The organism is Streptomyces sp. NPDC048370, from assembly GCF_043200825.1.
In the GTDB taxonomy this organism is placed as follows: domain Bacteria; phylum Actinomycetota; class Actinomycetes; order Streptomycetales; family Streptomycetaceae; genus Streptomyces.
On the sequence record NZ_JBICYI010000001.1, the window covers coordinates 1 to 17184 of the forward strand.

18 protein-coding genes are annotated in these 17184 nt (G+C 71.4%); 14 read left to right on the top strand and 4 right to left on the bottom strand.

Translation table 11 applies throughout. The features are described from left to right. Positions 1 to 121: 121 nt before the first annotated feature. Entirely contained in the window at positions 122 to 685 is a 564-nt protein-coding gene (locus ACGFYP_RS00005; protein ID WP_393484987.1) for a dihydrofolate reductase family protein, read from the bottom strand. Between the two features lie 250 nt (positions 686 to 935). Between ACGFYP_RS00005 and ACGFYP_RS00010 the strand changes: the two genes are divergently transcribed. From ACGFYP_RS00010 to ACGFYP_RS00050, 9 genes are all read left to right on the top strand, one after another. Beyond that, positions 936 to 1019, top strand: coding sequence for a putative leader peptide (locus tag ACGFYP_RS00010; RefSeq protein WP_361956324.1), 84 nt, complete (start codon positions 936 to 938; stop codon positions 1017 to 1019). A 159-nt stretch (positions 1020 to 1178) separates the two neighbouring features. Next, positions 1179 to 2246, top strand: a complete 1068-nt coding sequence (locus ACGFYP_RS00015; RefSeq protein ID WP_393484988.1) for an ABC transporter substrate-binding protein — start codon at positions 1179 to 1181, stop codon at positions 2244 to 2246. A 4-nt stretch (positions 2247 to 2250) separates the two neighbouring features. Next, entirely contained in the window at positions 2251 to 3114 is an 864-nt protein-coding gene (locus ACGFYP_RS00020) for an ABC transporter ATP-binding protein (RefSeq protein WP_393484989.1), read from the top strand. Next, positions 3111 to 4022, top strand: a complete 912-nt coding sequence (locus tag ACGFYP_RS00025; protein ID WP_393484990.1) for an ABC transporter permease — start codon at positions 3111 to 3113, stop codon at positions 4020 to 4022. Before ACGFYP_RS00020 ends, ACGFYP_RS00025 begins: the two co-directional genes overlap by 4 nt. A 96-nt stretch (positions 4023 to 4118) precedes the next feature. Then, entirely contained in the window at positions 4119 to 5504 is a 1386-nt protein-coding gene (locus tag ACGFYP_RS00030) for an LLM class flavin-dependent oxidoreductase (protein ID WP_393484991.1), read from the top strand. Positions 5505 to 5528: 24 nt separating this feature from the next. Then, on the top strand, positions 5529 to 6428 hold the full coding sequence (locus ACGFYP_RS00035) for a TauD/TfdA dioxygenase family protein (RefSeq protein WP_393484992.1): 900 nt from the start codon (positions 5529 to 5531) through the stop codon (positions 6426 to 6428). 222 nt (positions 6429 to 6650) lie between these two features. After that, positions 6651 to 7208 carry a SigE family RNA polymerase sigma factor gene (locus tag ACGFYP_RS00040; RefSeq protein WP_393484993.1) on the top strand — a complete coding sequence of 186 codons (558 nt, stop codon included), beginning with the start codon at positions 6651 to 6653 and terminating at the stop codon, positions 7206 to 7208. Further along, the gene (locus ACGFYP_RS00045; RefSeq protein WP_393484994.1) at positions 7201 to 7614 is read left to right on the top strand and encodes a hypothetical protein; all 414 of its coding nucleotides are present in this window, start codon (positions 7201 to 7203) and stop codon (positions 7612 to 7614) included. Before ACGFYP_RS00040 ends, ACGFYP_RS00045 begins: the two co-directional genes overlap by 8 nt. 92 nt (positions 7615 to 7706) lie before the next feature. Further along, positions 7707 to 8954, top strand: coding sequence for a mannosyltransferase family protein (locus ACGFYP_RS00050; RefSeq protein ID WP_393484995.1), 1248 nt, complete (start codon positions 7707 to 7709; stop codon positions 8952 to 8954). 29 nt (positions 8955 to 8983) lie between these two features. On the opposite strand, the gene ACGFYP_RS00055 is transcribed toward ACGFYP_RS00050, so the two are convergent. Next, complete coding sequence (locus ACGFYP_RS00055) at positions 8984 to 10024, bottom strand: GlxA family transcriptional regulator (RefSeq protein WP_393484996.1); 1041 nt, start codon at positions 10022 to 10024, stop codon at positions 8984 to 8986. A gap of 124 nt (positions 10025 to 10148) precedes the next feature. On the opposite strand from ACGFYP_RS00055, the gene ACGFYP_RS00060 reads away from it, so the two are divergent. Next, the gene (locus ACGFYP_RS00060) at positions 10149 to 11072 is read left to right on the top strand and encodes an NADP-dependent oxidoreductase (RefSeq protein ID WP_393484997.1); all 924 of its coding nucleotides are present in this window, start codon (positions 10149 to 10151) and stop codon (positions 11070 to 11072) included. A gap of 70 nt (positions 11073 to 11142) precedes the next feature. Here the strand turns inward: ACGFYP_RS00060 and ACGFYP_RS00065 are convergent, their stop codons facing one another. Next, positions 11143 to 11814, bottom strand: a complete 672-nt coding sequence (locus tag ACGFYP_RS00065) for an NUDIX domain-containing protein (protein WP_393484998.1) — start codon at positions 11812 to 11814, stop codon at positions 11143 to 11145. 90 nt (positions 11815 to 11904) lie between these two features. Here ACGFYP_RS00065 and ACGFYP_RS00070 point away from each other — a divergent pair, with 90 nt between their 5' ends. The 4 genes from ACGFYP_RS00070 (at position 11905) to ACGFYP_RS00085 (ending at position 15766) form a co-directional block, all read left to right on the top strand. Further along, positions 11905 to 12672, top strand: a complete 768-nt coding sequence (locus ACGFYP_RS00070) for a DeoR/GlpR family DNA-binding transcription regulator (RefSeq protein ID WP_393484999.1) — start codon at positions 11905 to 11907, stop codon at positions 12670 to 12672. Positions 12673 to 12797: 125 nt separating this feature from the next. Next, the gene (locus ACGFYP_RS00075; RefSeq protein ID WP_393485000.1) at positions 12798 to 13538 is read left to right on the top strand and encodes a class I SAM-dependent DNA methyltransferase; all 741 of its coding nucleotides are present in this window, start codon (positions 12798 to 12800) and stop codon (positions 13536 to 13538) included. 190 nt (positions 13539 to 13728) lie between these two features. Next, on the top strand, positions 13729 to 15276 hold the full coding sequence (locus tag ACGFYP_RS00080) for an MFS transporter (protein WP_393485971.1): 1548 nt from the start codon (positions 13729 to 13731) through the stop codon (positions 15274 to 15276). A gap of 70 nt (positions 15277 to 15346) precedes the next feature. After that, positions 15347 to 15766 carry a molybdopterin-binding protein gene (locus ACGFYP_RS00085; RefSeq protein ID WP_393485001.1) on the top strand — a complete coding sequence of 140 codons (420 nt, stop codon included), beginning with the start codon at positions 15347 to 15349 and terminating at the stop codon, positions 15764 to 15766. A gap of 102 nt (positions 15767 to 15868) precedes the next feature. Here the strand turns inward: ACGFYP_RS00085 and ACGFYP_RS00090 are convergent, their stop codons facing one another. Beyond that, on the bottom strand, positions 15869 to 16849 hold the full coding sequence (locus ACGFYP_RS00090) for an Ig-like domain-containing protein (RefSeq protein WP_393485002.1): 981 nt from the start codon (positions 16847 to 16849) through the stop codon (positions 15869 to 15871). Positions 16850 to 17184: the final 335 nt, after the last annotated feature.

Sequence of the window (17184 nt, forward strand, 5' to 3'; positions counted from 1 at the left end):
CTCTGGTGCCGTGCATCGCAAGGCGGAGGAGGGCGTCATGGCGGAGCCATGGCAACCGACGACAACGCGGCGAGGCACGGCACCAGAGCCCGCGAGCCCGGCATGATCCAAACGAAAGACCCTAGCGGGTCACGCGGTAGCGGAGGTAGGCGAACTTCGAGCTGAAGGTGCGGGTCTCGACGAGTTCGAGATCCACCCGGCGCTCAGCTCGGGGAAAGAACGGAATGCCACCGCCGACCAGCACCGGGTAGACCACGGCCTGATACTCGTCGATCAGACCCGACGCGGCCGCCTCGGCGGCGAGAGTCGCACCGCCGATCGCGATGCCTCCCTCCCCCGGCTCGGCTCGCAACCGCTCGATCTCCTCAGCCACGCTGCCGGAAGCCAGGCGGGCGTTGCCCTGCACCGTCGACAGCGTGGTGGAGAACACCACCTTGGGAAGCGGATTCCAGATCTCGATCCACTCGCGCGTCGGGGCGTCGAGCGTCGGATCCTGGGCGGCGGTCTCCCAGTACAGCATCGTCTCGTACAGCCGCCGCCCCAAGAGGTGGACGTCGAGCTTTCGCGTCTCGTCGATCCAGAAGCGGAAGACCTCGTCGTCGGGGGCCGACCAGTCGAAGTCGCCGTCCGGCCCGACGATGTAGCCGTCGAGTGAGACGTTCATCGAATAAGTCACGCTGCGCATCAGAAGTCCTCCTCGGAAACGGGCTCGACAGTATGACCACCGGACGCCGCAGAACTCATCGCGGCTCGCGGGTTCCCCTGGGACGAACCACCCCACCTCGTGGAACGATCACCAGAAGAAAGGTTTCTCCGACCCTTTGACGGGCCGGTTGTGAACGCCGTACTTCACCCGTATGGCATGAGATTCAGTATGCGAGACGCAGCAGGACAAGCCGTTGACGTGTCCGGATTCCACTGCGAGTCTCTTGGTCGTGAGCAGTTCCGAGAACCTCGCCGCGCGGCTGCACGTCGATCTTCGACGTCAAGCCAGCGCCATCTGTGCTGTCGGTCGATAGACCCACCGGCAGGCCTCTTTCTCCTGCCCGCCGGAGCATTCCGGCCAGATTCCCTTTCCCGCCGTTCGGCGGTCCCCTTTCCCTTGCCCAGAACCCTGGCGCGCCCTTTTTCGCATGGGCGCCATCCAGCCGTTCCATCGAATGCGAACAGGACTCTCCATGACCACGATGGCGTCGACGCGACGACGGTTCCTCACCCTGCTCGGTCTCTCCGCGGTCGCGGTGAGCTGCGGCACGAGCGCCACAGGGACCGCCGGAAAGGGCCAGACCCGGACGCTGCGCTACCAGGGCTGGGCGGGACAGGTGACCTTGCCGGAGCTGGCCGATGACCTCGGCTATCTGGGGGATGTGAAGCTGGAGTGGGTCGGCAATACGATCAGTGGGCCGCAGGACATCCAGTCCGCGGCCACCGGGCAGACGGATTTCGGCGGCGCGTTCAACGGCGCGGTCGTCAAACTGGCCGCGAACAAGGCTCCCATCAAGGCCGTCGTCAGCTATTACGGATCCGACCAGTACGCCTACAGCGGCTATTACGTCCTCAAGGACAGCCCGATCCGTTCCGCCCGCGATCTGACCGGCAAGAAGGTCGGGATGAACACCCTCGGGGCCCACGCGGAGGCGATGCTCGACATCTATCTCCAGCGTGGCGGTCTGTCCGCGGCGGAGATCGACAAGGTCGAGCCGCTGGTCGTGCCTCCGGTGAACACCGAGCAGTCACTGCGCCAGAGACAGATCGAAGTGGCCGTACTCGGCGGCATTCTGCGGGACAAGGCCCTCGCGACCGGTGGAATACGGCCGCTCTTCACGGACTTCGAACTGCTCGGCGCGTTCAGCGCCGGCACCTACGTGATGACGGACCGCTTCCTCAAGCAGAACCCCGACACGGCCCGGACCTTCGTCACCGCGGTGGGACGGGCCATCGAGTGGTCGCGCACCACTCCGCGCGCGGAGGTCATCGCCCGGATGACGGACATCGTGAAGAAGCGCGGACGCAACGAGGACACCACACCCCTCAAGTACTGGCGGTCCTACGGCGTCGCCGAGACGGCGGGCCGGATCACCGGCAAGGAACTCCAGCTCTGGATCGACTGGTTGGCCGAGCGCGGCGACATCCAGAAAGGCCAGGTCACGGCGGACGACCTCTACACCAACGAGTTCAACACCGCCGGTGAGGGCGGCACAGCGCCCACCTCACCGGCCCCCTCCGCCTCGACGAGCGGGAGCTGATCCCATGCCGACGTCCACTCCGTCCCGTACATCGAGTACACCGACGACACCCACGACACCCAAGATCGTGTTCGAGGGCATACGGAAGGTCTTCACGGTCAAGGACTCCCCGAAATCAAGGGAGTTCACCGCCGTCGACGGCATCGACCTGGAGATGGCGGCGGGCGAGTTCGTCGTCCTGGTGGGCCCCAGCGGCTGCGGCAAGTCGACTCTCCTTGATCTGCTAGGCGGCCTCGCCCGGCCCACCGGCGGACGGATCCTGCTGGACGGCGAACCCGTCACAGGCCCCGGCCTGAACCGCGGCATCGTCTTCCAGCAGTACGCGCTGCTGCCCTGGCGTACGGCGCAGGGAAACGTCGAGTTCGGGCTGGAGGCCACGGGCGTACCACGCCGCGAACGGGGCGCGCGGGCACGGGAGTTCCTGGATCTGGTCGGCCTGACCGGGTTCGAGAACCGGCATCCGCACGAGCTGTCGGGCGGAATGCGGCAACGGGTGGCGATCGCCCGCAGCCTTGCCTACGACCCGGACGTGCTGCTCATGGACGAGCCCTTCGCCGCGCTCGACGCCCAGACCCGTGAGTCGTTGCAGGACGAGCTGCTCCGCATCTGGCAGCGAACAGGAAAGACCGTCGTCTTCATCACGCACAGCATCGACGAGGCCGTCTATCTGGGGCAGCGCGTCGCCGTGATGACGTCCAGGCCCGGTCGTATCAAGCAGGTCGTGCCGGTCGCCCTCGACTCCCGTACCAGCACGGACGACATCCGTTCCACTCCCGAGTTCGCACGCCACCGTCATGAGATCTGGTCGCTGCTGCACGACGAGGTCGCCAGGGCCCAGCAGTTGGAGAAGCAGGAGGCATCCGTATGAGCCTCACGACCCGCACCACCATCACGACCGAGAAGACTCCCCCACCGGTCCCGGCCGGCCTCGACGAAGGCGCCCGCTCCCCCGCCCTGTCGCCCCGAGCTCCCTCCCTGCCGGTCCCCGTCCGCCGGGCGCTCCGGCGGCTGACGTCCCTCCTGGCGACCGGGGTCACCAAGTCCGCCGCGATCGCGGCCCTCCTCCTGCTGTGGGAGACCGCGCCGCGGCTCGGCCTCGTCGACCGGACCTTCCTGCCCCCGTTCAGCGAGGTCGCCCTCGCCTGGTGGGCGCTGGCGGCCGACGGTCAGCTCGCCGACAACACCTCCGCCAGCCTGGTGCGTTCGTTCAGCGGATTCGGTCTGGCCGTGGCCGTCGCCGTACCCCTCGGTCTGCTGATCGGCTGGTACCGGCCCGTCGCCGATCTGCTCGGACCGCTCCTCGAGGTGTTCCGCAACACCGCCGCGCTGGCCCTCCTGCCCGTCTTCGTCCTGCTCCTGGGCATCGGGGAGACCTCGAAGATCTCCATCGTGGTGTACGCGTGCACCTGGCCGATCCTGCTCAACACGATCAGCGCCGTACGCAGTGTCGACCCCACACTCCTGAAGCTCGCGAAGTCGATGGACCTGTCCGCGCCCCGTCTGTTCCAGAAGGTCATCCTGCCGTCCGCGGTGCCCGTGATGTTCACCGGCATCCGGCTGGCCGGAGCGGGGTCGATCCTGGTCCTCGTCGCCGCCGAGATGATCGGGGCCAAGGCGGGGCTCGGCTATCTGATCAACGCCTCGCAGTACAACTTCGCGATCCCGCAGATGTACGCGGGGATCATCACGATCTCCGCCATCGGCGTGACCTTCAACCAGCTCCTGGTGGTCCTGGAGCGCCGGCTCAGCTCCTGGCGCGTGTCCCCCGGCGACTGATCCGGCCCCACCGTCCCCGCATCGCGACCCCATCGCCTTGTCCGCTGCCGCCTCGCAGCCCCGATCGCCTTCACCGCCCCCGATCCGAGGAACCTCATGCCCGCGACCAGCCCCCGCCGACTGCACCTCAACGCCTTCCTGATGAACGCCGGCCACCACGACGCCGCCTGGCGCCACCCCCGTACCCAGCCCGAACGGGTCACCGATCTGCGCTACTTCCAGCAGCTCGCGCAGACCGCCGAGCGCGGGCTGCTCGACTCGGTCTTCCTCGCCGACGGGCTCGCCCTGTGGGGGAACGCCCGGTACAACGCGCTCGGCGGCTTCGAACCGCTCACGCTGCTGTCCGCGCTCGCGGCGGTCACCGAGCGCGTCGGGCTGATCGCCACCGTCTCCACCACCTTCAACGAGCCCTTCCACACCGCCCGCAAGTTCGCCTCCCTGGACCACATCAGCGGCGGCCGGGCCGGCTGGAACATCGTCACCTCCGGCACCGTGAACGAGGCCCGCAACTTCGGCCGGGAGGAGCACCTGGAGCACCGGCTCCGCTACGAGCGGGCCCGGGAGTTCGTCGAGGTCACCACCAAGCTGTGGGACAGCTGGGAGGACGACGCGATCCTGCTCGACCGTGAGCGTGGTGTCTACGCGGACACCGACCGGGTGCGGGCGATCGATCACCGCGGGGAGCACTTCGGGGTACAGGGTCCGCTGAACGTTCCGCGGAGCCCTCAGGGCCACCCGCTGCTGGTGCAGGCCGGTTCGTCGGAGGACGGCAAGGAGTTCGCCGCGCGGTACGCCGAGGCCGTCTTCACCGCCCAACAGACGCTCGCCGACGGCCAGGCGTTCTACAAGGACCTCACGTCACGGCTCGCGCGCCACGGCCGTAGCGAGGACCAACTCCTCGTGCTGCCGGGCATCGCGCCGGTCATCGGCTCGACGGAGGCCGAGGCACGCGCCCTTGAGCAGGAGCTCACCGAGCTGCAGATCCCCGAGTACGGGCTCGCCCAGCTGTCCGGAATGCTCGGCACCGATCTGACGGGGCTGCCGCTGGACGGGCCGCTGCCCGAGCTTCCCGAGGAGCGGGACATCAACGGCAACAAGAGTCGTTTCACGCTCGTCGCCGAGCTCGCCCGCCGCGACGGCCTGACCGTACGCCAGCTCATCGCCCGCCTCGGCGCCGGACGCGGCCACCGCGTCTTCGCCGGCACTCCGGAGCAGATCGCCGACGAGCTCCAGGAGTGGTTCACCGAAGGCGCCGCCGACGGCTTCAACATCATGCCGCCCCTTCTGCCGGGCGGTCTGGAGGACTTCGTCGACCAGGTCGTCCCGATCCTGCAGGCCCGCGGCCTGTTCCGCACGGAGTACGAGGGCCGCACCCTGCGCGAGCACTACGGCCTCGCCCGCCCCACCAACCGGCTGCGAGCCGTCGGCCCGTCCCTCGGAACGGCCGGGGACACGCGCCCCTCACTGCCCATCACATCCTGACCGCCTCCCGAAAGGACCCTTCCCATGACCACCAGTACCGGCTTCGACGTCCGCAGGATCGGAGGGCGTATCGGCGCGGAGATCCTCGGTGTGGACCTCGGCGCCGACCTCGCCCCGGCCGTCGTCACCGAGATCAACTCCGCGCTCCTGGAGCACAAGGCGCTCGTCTTCCGCGACCAGCGCCTCGACGAGGCGGGCCAGCTCCGCTTCGCCTCCCTCTTCGGCGAACTCACCACCGCGCACCCGACCGTGCCGTCCGTCGACGGCCAGCCGCAGATCCTGCCGGTCGACGGCGACGAGGGCATCCGCGCCAACCAATGGCACACGGACGTCACCTTCGTCCGTACGCCGCCCAAGGCGTCCACGCTGCGCGGCATCGTGGTCCCGCCCTACGGCGGCAACACCCTCATCGCCAACACGGGCGCCGCCTACCGGGACCTGCCCGTGCCCCTGCGGGAGCTGGCCGACAAGCTGTGGGCGGAGCACACGAACGCCTACGACTACGCCGCTCCTAAGAGCGAGAAGGCGGCCGAGCACCGCAAGCAGTTCGTCTCCCGGAGGTACCGCACCGCCCACCCGGTCGTCCGGGTCCACCCCGAGACCGGGGAGCGGGGGCTGTTCATCGGCGGCTTCGCCCAGAGCATCGTCGGGCTCAGCCCCTCCGAATCCCGCGACCTGCTGCGCATCTTCCAGTCGTACGTCACCCGCCCCGAGAACATCGTGCGCGTGGCCTGGCAGCCGGGGGACCTCGTCCTGTTCGACAACCGCATCACCCAGCACTACGCCCCCGACGACTACGGCGACCTGCCGCGACTGCTGCACCGCGTGACCGTCGCGGGCGATGTCCCGGCCGGTGTCGACGGCACGCTCAGCCACGTCGTCGAGGGCGACGACGCCAGCCACTACACCCCCGCGGCGGCCTGAGCCCCGCAGGAGATCGGCTTCTGCCAGAAGCCATCCCGAGGCGCCTGACCTGGGCTTTTGCCCGTCAGGCGCCTCGTTGCCGTGTATCCGCGGCAACCGCGGACGCGTGTCCTCCGGGCTCGGTTGCGTGATCACGATCACTCTTGTTCCTGGGTTTCCGTGTCAACCGGCGGGCCCACGGCAGGCGTATGCGGGGTGTAGTCGGAGATCCGGGAGTGTTCGTTGACCGTCGAGGAGTTCGAAGAGTTCTACGCCCACGCGGTGGCGCGGCTCACGGGCCAGTTGTACGTGATGCTCGGCGACCTGCACGAGGCGCAGGACGTCGTGCAGGAGGCCTTCGTCAAGGGCTGGAACCGGCGGCGGCAGCTCGACCGGGACGGCCAGCCCGAGGCGTGGATCCGTACGGTCGCCTGGCGGCTCGCGGTGAGCCGCTGGCGGTTCCGTCGGCGTACGACCGAGGCGTGGCGGCGCGGTGGCGCGCCGCCGTGGGTCGAGGGCCCCGAGCCGGACCACCTCGTGCTCGTCGACGCGTTGCGCGGACTCCCTCCGCAGCAGCGGCGCACCCTCGCCCTGCACTACCTGTGCGACCTGAGCGTCGACCAGGTCGCCGCCGAGACCGGTCTGTCGACCGGCACCGTCAAGACCCATCTGTCCCGCGGCCGGGCGACTCTCGCCCACCGGATCGAGGACCCGCGGGGCGTACGACCCCGTACCGAAGACCAGCGGGGCGCACGCCCCCGTACCGACCACCCGTCCGGCGAGGAGGCATCCGGTGAATGAGTCCCGTGACCCGTCCCACGACGACCCGTCCCACGACCCGCTGAGGTCGCTCTTCGAGGCGGCCGCCGACGCGGGCCGGGCCCACGCCTCCTATGCGCCTGCCGCCGAGATCAGCGCCCGCGGGCGGCGCGTCCACCGCCGCCGCCTCGCGGCACTGGCCGTGGGCGCGTGCCTCGTCCTGGGCGGCGGCGGGGCGGCGCTCGCCACCCTGCTGCCCGGCTCCTCCCAGCCGGTCGTGCCCGCGACCAGCCCGTCGGTGAGCGGCCCGGCTCCGTCGAGTACGAGCACGAGCGCCACCCTCCCGCCCCCGATCGGCACCACCACCTCCCCGCCGCCGACCCCTCCCGGCTCCGTCGCGCCGGGCGCCACGACCACAGCGCCGCCCGGCGGCGCCGAAAGGCCCTAGGGCCGCACCCACCCCCGCCCTTCCGGGACCGCCACCGCACAACAGGCCGTCCCGCGCCCCGTCACGCCCTCCGAGAGAAGCAGACGCCCCCTATGACCCTCATAGACCGAGATGTCCCGAGCACCGCGCCGCCGGCGCCGACCGCTCTCCGCGACCCCGGCCGCCCGTCGACACGGCCACGCCGCCTCCGCCTCCGCCTCCGTCTCCGTCTCCGCCTCGACGCCGGTGACCGCGACGTCCTGACGCTCTATCTGTTCACGAGGGTCGCCCTCCTCCTCACCGCGTACTGCACCGCCTGGCTCTTCCCGCGCGATCCCGAGGCCCACCACCCCGAAACGTTCGGGGCCGTCGTCGGGCAGTGGGACTGGAACCACTACCTGCACATCGCGCGCGACGGCTACTTCCCGGACGACCCCGCGGCCCGGCCCGAACCATGGGACAACAGGGAGGCCTTCTTCCCCGGCTTCCCGCTCCTCCTGAGGGCGCTGCACCCCCTCGTGGGCGACTGGACCGCCGCGGGGCTGCTCATCTCCTTCGTCGCAGGAGCCGTCGCCGTCGTCGCGCTCGGCCGCATCGCCCGGCTCCACCTGCCCCAGGTGGCCGACGCCCGCCGGGCCGTCCTCCTGCTGCTCGTCTCGCCGTGCGCCCTCTTCCTCGCCGTCGGCTACACCGAGGCCCTCTTCCTCGCCTTCGCCCTGCCGGCCTGGCTCGCCGCGCTGCGCCACGACTGGCGGCTCGCCGCGCTCCTGGCGACCTGCGCGACCACCGTGCGCGTGAGCGGGCTCTTCCTCGTCGCCGCGCTCGTCGTCCACTTCGCCCTGACGGCCCATCGGCGCGGCGAGCTGCGCCGACTGCCGTGGCTGGCCCTGCCGGCGCTCCCACCGCTCCTCTACTCCTGGTACCTGTACGGGCACACCGGTGACCGGATGGCCTGGAAGCACGCCCAGGAACGCGGCTGGTACCGCGAGTTCCACACCCCCTGGGAGGCCTGGGGCACCACCTGGGAGGCCGCGTTCGGTCACGGCTACACCGCCCCGTACGCCCTGATGTGGCAGGCCGAGCTCGTCGCCATGGGCGTCGGCCTCGTCACGGTGGTCCTGCTCGCGCGCGCCCGGCGTTGGCCCGAGGCCGTCTACATCGCGCTCAACCTGTGGGCCCTGGGCACCTCGTACTGGTACATGTCCATCCCCCGCGCCACCCTCCTGTGGTGGCCGCTGTGGATCGGCCTCGCCTGCTGGACGCTCCGCAGGCCCCGGCTTTCGGCCGGCTGGCTCTGCCTGTCGGTCCCGCTCTCCGTCGTCCTCGCCGTGGCCTTCTTCTCGGGACGCTGGGCGGGCTGACCCGCCACCGCCGCCGGCGGACGTACCGCCTATCCGTTCCGCTTCGCCGCGCCCGTGCCGACGGGGTCGGACGCGCCGAACGTGCGCCGGTAGGCGGCCGGTGAGACGCCGAAGGCCGTCCGCATGTGCGCGCGCAGGGAGTTGCCGGAGCCGATGCCCGCCCGGTGTGCCACGAGGTCGACGGGGAGGTCGGTGGTCTCCAGGAGCTGTTTGGCCAGTTCCAGGCGCTGGGCCGTGAGCCACTGCACGGGCGTCATCCCGACCTCGTCCCGGAACCGGCGGGTGAACGACCGCAGGCTCATCCGCGCGTGCTCGGCGAGGCGGCCGAGGGTGAGGGGCTCCCCGAGGTGTTCGAGGGCCCAGGCGCGCGTCGCGGTCGTGCTGGCGAGGGTCGGCTCGGGCACGGGCCGGTCGATGAACTGGGCCTGCCCGCCGTCCCGCCACGGCGGTACGACGCACATGCGGGCCGCGCGGTTGGCCGCCGCGGCACCGTGGTCGCGGCGGATCATGTGCAGGCAGAGGTCGACCCCGGCGGCCACTCCGGCCGAGGTGAGCACGTCGCCGTCGTCGACGAAGAGCACGTCCTCGTCGAGCTTGACCGCGGGGTACGCCTGCCGGAACTCGGGGGCCAGATTCCAGTGGGTGGTGGCCGGCCGGCCGTCGAGCAGACCCGCGGCGGCGAGCACGTACGACCCGGTGCAGATGGACACCAGGCGGGTGCCCGGCCGGATCGCGGCGATGGCGGCGGCGACCTCGGGCGGCAGCGGGCCGCCGCGCCCCAGCTCCGGCATGGCGTGCGTCGGCGGGACGACGACGGTGTCGGCGGCGGCGAGCGCCTCGGGGCCCGCCGCCGGCTGGACGACGAAACCGGCGTCGCTCAGGACGGGCGCGCCGTCGGCGGTGCAGACGGTGACCTCGTACAGCGGGCCGCCGTCGGCGTCCTGGACGCTGCCGAAGACGCGGGAGGGGATGCCGAGCTCGAAGGGCGGCACTCCGGGCAGGGCGAGCACCGCGATGCGGTGGACGCGTGAGGAGGTCGCCGGGGTCGTCTCGTCCATGGCCAAGCTCATGGCCAAATCCTGTCACATAGTGGCCTGAGGGCCAATACCAGGAGGGGCCGGGAGACGGGATCGTGAACGGGTCGCCGCCGGAGGGGTTCCGGCGGACCGATCGAGAAGGAACGAGGCGGAGAGCATGCGCGCGGTGGTCGTGGAGCAGTGGGGCGGTCCGGAGCAGCTGGTGGAGCGCGAGGTGGAGCGCCCTGAGCCTGGCCTGAACGAGGTCCTTGTGCGGGTGCACGCCGCCGGTGTGAACCCGGTGGACTGGAAGACCCGCGCGAGCGGCGCCCTGATCGACTGGGACGCGCTGCCGATCGTCGGCTGGGACGTCTCCGGCACGGTCGAGGCGGTGGGGCCGGGCGTCGGGAACCTCCGCGCGGGCGACGAGGTCTTCGGGATGCCGCTGTTCCCCCGGCAGGCGGGCGGGTACGCCGAGTACGTCGTGGCGCCTGCGCGCCACCTCGCGCCGAAGCCGGCGTCCCTCACCCATGTGGAGGCCGCGGCTCTGCCGCTGGCCGCGCTGACCGCCTGGCAGGCCCTGGTCGACGCGGCGGACGTACAGCCCGGCGAGCGTGTGCTCGTGCACGCCGCCGCGGGCGGTGTGGGCCACCTCGCCGTCCAGATCGCCAAGGCGCGCGGGGCGTACGTCATCGGCACCGCCAGCGCCGCCAAGCACGAGCTGCTCCGGGAGCTGGGCGCGGACGAGGTGGTCGACTACCGCAAGGCCCGGTTCGAGGACGTCGTCTCCGACGTCGACATCGTCCTCGACGCGCTCGGCGGCGAGACGGCCGAGCGTTCCCTGAAGGTGCTGCGGACCGGGGGTCGACTGATCACCCTTCCCGGCCCCGACGACGTGCCCGCGGCCCCCGAGGGCGTACGGGCCGCATGGGTCCTGGTCGAGCCCGACCACCTGGGCCTGCGCGAGATCACGGCGCTGGTGGAGAGCGGCGCGCTGCGCCCGGTCGTCGACACCGTCCTGCCGCTGTCCGAGGCCGCGAAGGCCCACGAGCTCGGCGAGCGGGGCCGTACGACCGGCAAGATCGTCCTGTCGGTCGTCTGACGATCGTTCTGTCGGTCGTCTGACGATCGTTCTGTCGGTCGTCTGACGTCCGGCGCGGCGGCCGGGCGGTTCAGCGCTGGGCGGCGAAGGGCCCGCGGAGGGCGGCCCATTGCAGCAGCAGGACCGTCTTGCCGTCGACGATACGTCCGTCGAGGCTCATGGCGAGGGCTTCGGTGAAGGGGAGTTCGAGCACCTCGATGTCCTCGCCCTCGGCCTCGACTCCGCCGCCGGTTCCGGTCCGGTCGGCCGGGGTGTAGGGGGCGGCGAAGAAGTGGAGGCGTTCGGTGACGGAGCCGGGGCTCATGTAGGCGTCGAGGACGTGGGTGAGGGGCCCGAGGACGACACCGAGCTCCTCGGCGCTCTCGCGCCGGACGGCGGTTTGCGGGTCGTCGGCGTCGAGCAGCCCCGCGGCCGCCTCGACGAGCATGCCGTCGGGGTGGCCGTTGACGTAGGCGGGATAGCGGAACTGCCGGGTGAGCAGGACGCACCCGCGGTCGGTGTCGTACGGCAGGACGACCGCGCCGTTCCCCCGGTCGTACGTCTCCCGCTGCTGGGTCTCCCAGCGTCCGTCGCGGCGCCGGTGGTCGAAGGTGGTCCGCCGCAGGACGTGCCAGCCCTGCGAGGTGAGTTCGACGTCGCGGACGACGACGTCGGGGTTGCGGCGCAGGTCGCGTCCGGCCCGGTCGAGGCCGGTGCGGCCGCGGTGGTCGGGGGTGTCGACGCCGGGGCGGGGGGCGGTCACGCGGCCGCACCGATCGGGGTGGGCGTGGGCTTGTCGGTCATGAGGCGCTAGGGTACATGCAGAAACGTGCAAGAACAGGAGAGACCGTGCATGTTGGCTGCTGAGCGCCGCGACCACCTGCTCGCCCTGCTCGCCCGCGAGGGCAAGATCGTCGCCAAGGACGTCGCCGCCGACCTGGGGATCTCGGAGGACAGCGTGCGGCGCGACCTGCGCGACCTCGCCGCCGAGGGACTGTGCCAACGGGTGTACGGGGGTGCGCTGCCCGTCTCGCCCGCGGTGGTCGACTACGCGGCCCGGCGGACGGTCGCCCCGGACGGCAAACAGAAGGTCGCGTCGCTGGCCGCGGGCCTGGTGCGGCCGGGCGGTGCCGTGATCCTCGACGGCGGAACGACCGCCCTGGCCGTCGCCCGCGCCCTCCCGCAGGACCTCGACTGCACGGTGATCACCCACAGCCCCACGGTCGCCGCGGCCCTGCTCGACCACCCGCGGGCCGAGCTCTTCCTCCTCGGGGGCCGCGTCTTCAAGCATTCGGCGGTCACGTGCGGCGCCGCCGCCGTCGAAGCCGCGCAGTACGTCTCCGCCGACCTCTGCCTGCTCGGCGTCACGGGCGTCCACCCCGAGGCGGGCCTCACCACAGGCGACGCCGAGGAGGCGGCGATGAAGCGCGCCTTGTCCGCGCGGGCCGCGGAGACGTACGTCCTCGCCTCCTCCGAGAAGATCGGCACGGCGTCCCGCTTCCGTGTCCTGCCCTGGCGGAAGGTCACGGCCCTGATCACGGACGCGGCCCCGCACGATCCCGTGGTGGAGCAGGTCGAGGCGCTCGGCGTGGAGGTGCTGACCGCCGCCGATGACAGCTAGGGCCTTTCGTTTGGATCAGGCCGGGCTCGCGGGGTCTGGCCTGATCCAAACGAAAGACCCTAGAGCCCCCGAGGGACAGGAAATTGCGTCGACAGGCCCGCTCCGTGCCCGGCAGAGTGCCGCCCGTGACAAGCGGTGAGCTGTGGACCCGCGCGACCGCCGACCGCTACGACGCCGAGGAGACCGAGATGTCGTCGGCCGCCGTCCTCGGACCGACCCTCACCTTCCTCGCCGAACTCGCCGGAGACGGACGGGCGTTGGAATTCGCCATCGGAACCGGACGGGTCGGCGTCCCGCTCCGGGAACGCGGCGTGCCGGTGGCGGGCATCGAACTGTCCGAGCACATGGCAGCGGTGCTACGGCGCAAGGTCGACGAGGACACGCTCCCGGTGACCATCGGGGACATGGCGACGACCGTCGTCCCCGGCGAGTTCACCCTGGTCTACCTCGTCTACAACACCATCTCCAACCTGCTCACGCAGAACGAGCAGGTCGAGTGCTTCCGCAACGCCGCACGTCATCTGGCGCCCGGCGGCCGTTTCGTCGTCGAACTGGGCGTGCCGCCCCTCCGGTTCCTGCCGCCGGGCCAGGTCGCGGTGCCGTTCGACGTCTCCGCGCGACACATGGGCCTCGACACCTTCGACCTGGTCGAACAGATCCTCGTCTCGCACCACTTCACCCGCGACGGCGACGACGGCCGCTACCGCCGCGAGAACTCCCGGCACCGGTACGCCTGGCCGGCCGAGCTCGACCTGATGGCACGGATCGCCGGACTCGAACGGGAACGTCGCGTCGCGGACTGGGACGGGGCGCCGTTCACCCAGGACTCCGCGAAGCACATCTCCGTGTGGCGCAAGCCGGCGTGAGTCGGCGTGCCCTTCCGGGCACCCGTCGACTTGCCTGCCCGGGCACCGTCGACTCCCTCAGCTGGTGCGGAACAGCCCGGACGGGATCAAACTGGGCAGGGTGAGCAGCCGGACGGAACCAGGTCCGGGGCCGCGCGACGCGAGCAAGGCGTCCGCGCGGAGCCCGAACCAGACGGTGGCCCTCGCGGCGATGATGTTCGCGGTGGCGATGACCTTCATCGACCAGACCATCGTGTCCATCGCCGCCCCCGACATCGTGCGCGAGCTCGGCCTTTCGAGTTCGGGCATGCAGTGGGTCGTCAACGCGTACCTCCTCGCCCTCGCGGCGTTCTTCGCCCTGGGCGGCCGCCTTGCCGACCTCTACGGGCCCCGGCGCGTCGTCGTCGTCGGCACGCTCGTCTTCGTCATCGCCTCGGTCCTGTGCGGCTGCGTCCCCTCCGGCGACTACGCCCAGACCTGGCTCATCGCCTTCCGGGCCGTGCAGGGGTTCGGCGCGGCGCTGCTCTTCCCGGCCGCGCTCGCCGTGGTGGTGGCCGTGTTCCCCGTCGAGCGGCGCGGCCGGGCGCTCGCCCTGTTCTTCGGGATCTCCGGCGCGCTGACGGCCGTCGGGCCTCTGCTCGGCGGCTGGCTGACGGCCTCGTGGACCTGGCGCGCCGTCTTCTGGGTCAACGTGCCCGTGGCGATCGTGGCCCTGGTCCTCACCGCCTTCGCGCACATCGCGGACCGGCCGCGCTCCGGGACCCTGGACGTGCCGGGCGCGGTGCTCGTCGCCGTCGGCATGGGCCTGAGCGTCCTCGGCTTCCAGCAGGCCCAGTCGTGGGGGTGGGACAGCTGGGCGACATGGCTGTGCGTCGCGGGCGGCCTCGCGGTCCTCTACGTCTTCGTGCGGTACGAACGCGGCGTCCGCCATCCCCTGATCGACCTGCGGGTCTTCCGGGACAAGGCGTTCGCGGTGGACAACGCCGTGCTGTTCTTCGCGATGCTCGCGTTCGTCCCGGTGTTCTTCTTCTCCTCGGTCTACGCCCAGGTGTCCCTGAGCGCCTCGCCCAACCAGGCGGCCCTGTTCCTGCTGTACTTCTTCGCCGGCTTCGCCCTGGCCTCCCAGTGGGGCGGGCGGATCCTCGACAAGCGGGGCGCGCGCCCGGCGCTGAAGGCCGGAGCCGTCCTGGGCGCGGTGGGCTTCGCCCTGTGGGCGAACGAACTGACCAACCTGTCCATGCACGACCAATGGCCGTACGCGGCGCTCGCCGGCGCGGGCATCGGCTTCATCCTGGCCCCGGCCTCGACGGACGCGGTGAACCGCGCCATCGGGACCTCGTACGGCGAGGTCACCGGCATCACCCAGACCGTACGCAACTACGCGGCGAGCGTGGGCATGGCGGTGTTCGGCACCCTGCTGTCCCGGGCCATGACGGAGAACGTGACGGAGACCCTGCGGGAGCGGGGTTTCTCCCCCGGGGTGGCGGACCAGGTCGCGCGGGGCATCAGCGACTCGGTGTCGGGACACGGGGACTCCACCCCGCCCACGGGCAGTGGCCAGGTCGCCGAGGCGACGCGGGACGCCATGACCGCGATCCAGGCGGACTTCGCCCAGGCCAACCAGTGGGTCTTCTACGGCATGGCCATCGCCCTCGGCCTGGCCTTCCTGTGCGCCGTACGCCACCCGGGCGGCCGAAGCACCCCGGAAGAATCGCCGACGGACTCCGACGCCGACTCCGACGCCGGGAAGGCGGGTTGAGCGAGCATGTGCACCACATCAGGCGTTTGCCTGGTGAAACCGCACCGACTTTCCTGTGAGGCGTGTCTGCATGAGCCTGTCCATCCGCAACCAGATCGCCGGAACCGTCGTCGCCGTCTCCCCGGGCGAGGTCATGGCGACCGTCAAGGTCCGCCTCGCCGGCGGCCAGGACGTGACCGCCGCGATCACCCTGGAGGCCGTCAAGGAGCTCGGGATCACCGAAGGATCCGCGGTCAGGACCCTCGTGAAGTCCACCGAGGTCGCCCTCGCCACCGGCCCGGTCGAGGGCCTCTCGATCCGCAACCAGATCCCCGGCACCGTCGCAGGCGTCGCCACCGGAGGCGCCATGGCCTCGGTCAAGGTCAGCGTCGAGGGAGGCGAGCTGACCGCCGCGATCACCAAGGACGCCGTCGCCGATCTGGGCCTGGCCGAAGGCTCCTCCGTCGTCGCACTGATCAAGTCGACCGAGATCTCCCTCGCCTCAGCGTAGAACCTCCGACGGGCGCCCTCTCTTCGATGGCCGGCGCGGGCAGGGGTCGCGCTCCTGCCCGCGCCGGCGTTCACCGCCGTCGATCCGCCGCCGTCGCCGGAATCAGCGGCACTGGCCGAAGCGCGGACCGTGGACGGTGGTTCCCGGCAGCTCCGGGGCGGGGGTGTTGCCCTCGCACCTCAAGGGTCCTGTGACGGTGGCATCGGACAGCGTGGTGCCGCCCGTGTTGGACGCGAGGGTGACCGGGCCCGTGACCGAAGCGCCGTCGCACAGGGCGGCCGGGCCGACGGTGCCGCGCAGGGTCAGCGGGCCGGTGACGCGCGCATCGCACAGGGACAGGGCGAGGGCGCTGTCCGCGGAGAACGGTCCGGTGAACGCGGCGCCCGATGCCGCGAGCGCGCCGCCGGGCTCGATCCGTACCGGACCCGACTGCCGAGCTCCCTGTGCAAGGCAGAGCGACTCTCCGCCGGCCACCGTGAGCGGGCCCGCGTGGTGTCCGGTCAGGCAGGGACGGCTGAACCCGACGGTGACGGCGAGCGGTTGAGGGCTGCCGCTCGTGCTGTGCAGCGGGTCGCCCTCGTACCGGGCGGTGATGGCGTGGCTGCCCGGCCGCAGCACCGGCGTACGCAGCACGGCCCGCCCGTCCGTCAACGGCACGGTGCCGAGGGGCGTTTCACCGTCGAGGAGGACGACGCTGCCGGTCGGGGTACCTCCGGCGGGAGAGGTGACGTCCGCGGTGAGGGTCGTACGGTGCCCGTACAGCGGGGTGGTGGTGTCCGCGGTGAGGGCGAGGACGGTGTCGTACCGCCAGGTGATGACGGCCCGGCCGTTGCCCCGGTTGACGCCCGGGGTCAGGCCGGCTCCGGTCGCGGTGGGGGCGGCGTACCCGCTGTCACCGCCGCCCCCGGCGCCCGGCAGGTTGTCGGGGTTGCCGCCGCCGGAGCCTCCTCCGCCGGAGCCTCCTCCGCCGCCGAACCAGCCGCCGCCTCCGCCGCCGTTGCCGCCCCGCCCGCCGTTGCCGCCGGGGCCGCCGCTGCCGGGGTTGGGCAGGCCGGTCTGGGGGTCGGTGTCGCCGCCGGGCACTCCGGGGCCGCCCAGCCGGTCCTGTGCTCCGGGGGCGGCGTTGGCCGATCGGCCATGGACAGGGCCATGTCGACGCGGCGTCAAGGAATCAACAACGGCGCACACATGTCGTCAAGACTTCACGTCAACCGGGCGCGAATCCCAACTGGGGCCCTGCCCAGCGGCGTTGCGCGTTCAAGATCTGAATGTGTGGAGTATTGACGCGCTTGGTTCAGACCTTTACTTTCATCGCGCAGAAAGTCGGACGACGTTCACGCACCTGAACAGCGGTCGGCGGCGGGCACCGCCGACCGGCGCCCACGTCCCCCGACGAGCCACCCCCCACCGAGAGGACC

What these genes read in the sequence shown, in the direction of transcription:
- ACGFYP_RS00005 (WP_393484987.1), bottom strand. Translation starts at nt 685, where the DNA reads ATGCGCAGCGTGACTTATTCGATGAACGTCTCACTCGACGGCTACATC.
- ACGFYP_RS00015 (WP_393484988.1), top strand. Translation starts at nt 1,179, where the DNA reads ATGACCACGATGGCGTCGACGCGACGACGGTTCCTCACCCTGCTCGGT.
- ACGFYP_RS00020 (WP_393484989.1), top strand. Translation starts at nt 2,251, where the DNA reads ATGCCGACGTCCACTCCGTCCCGTACATCGAGTACACCGACGACACCC.
- ACGFYP_RS00025 (WP_393484990.1), top strand. Translation starts at nt 3,111, where the DNA reads ATGAGCCTCACGACCCGCACCACCATCACGACCGAGAAGACTCCCCCA.
- ACGFYP_RS00030 (WP_393484991.1), top strand. Translation starts at nt 4,119, where the DNA reads ATGCCCGCGACCAGCCCCCGCCGACTGCACCTCAACGCCTTCCTGATG.
- ACGFYP_RS00035 (WP_393484992.1), top strand. Translation starts at nt 5,529, where the DNA reads ATGACCACCAGTACCGGCTTCGACGTCCGCAGGATCGGAGGGCGTATC.
- ACGFYP_RS00050 (WP_393484995.1), top strand. Translation starts at nt 7,707, where the DNA reads ATGACCCTCATAGACCGAGATGTCCCGAGCACCGCGCCGCCGGCGCCG.
- ACGFYP_RS00055 (WP_393484996.1), bottom strand. Translation starts at nt 10,024, where the DNA reads ATGAGCTTGGCCATGGACGAGACGACCCCGGCGACCTCCTCACGCGTC.
- ACGFYP_RS00060 (WP_393484997.1), top strand. Translation starts at nt 10,149, where the DNA reads ATGCGCGCGGTGGTCGTGGAGCAGTGGGGCGGTCCGGAGCAGCTGGTG.
- ACGFYP_RS00070 (WP_393484999.1), top strand. Translation starts at nt 11,905, where the DNA reads ATGTTGGCTGCTGAGCGCCGCGACCACCTGCTCGCCCTGCTCGCCCGC.
- ACGFYP_RS00080 (WP_393485971.1), top strand. Translation starts at nt 13,729, where the DNA reads ATGATGTTCGCGGTGGCGATGACCTTCATCGACCAGACCATCGTGTCC.
- ACGFYP_RS00085 (WP_393485001.1), top strand. Translation starts at nt 15,347, where the DNA reads ATGAGCCTGTCCATCCGCAACCAGATCGCCGGAACCGTCGTCGCCGTC.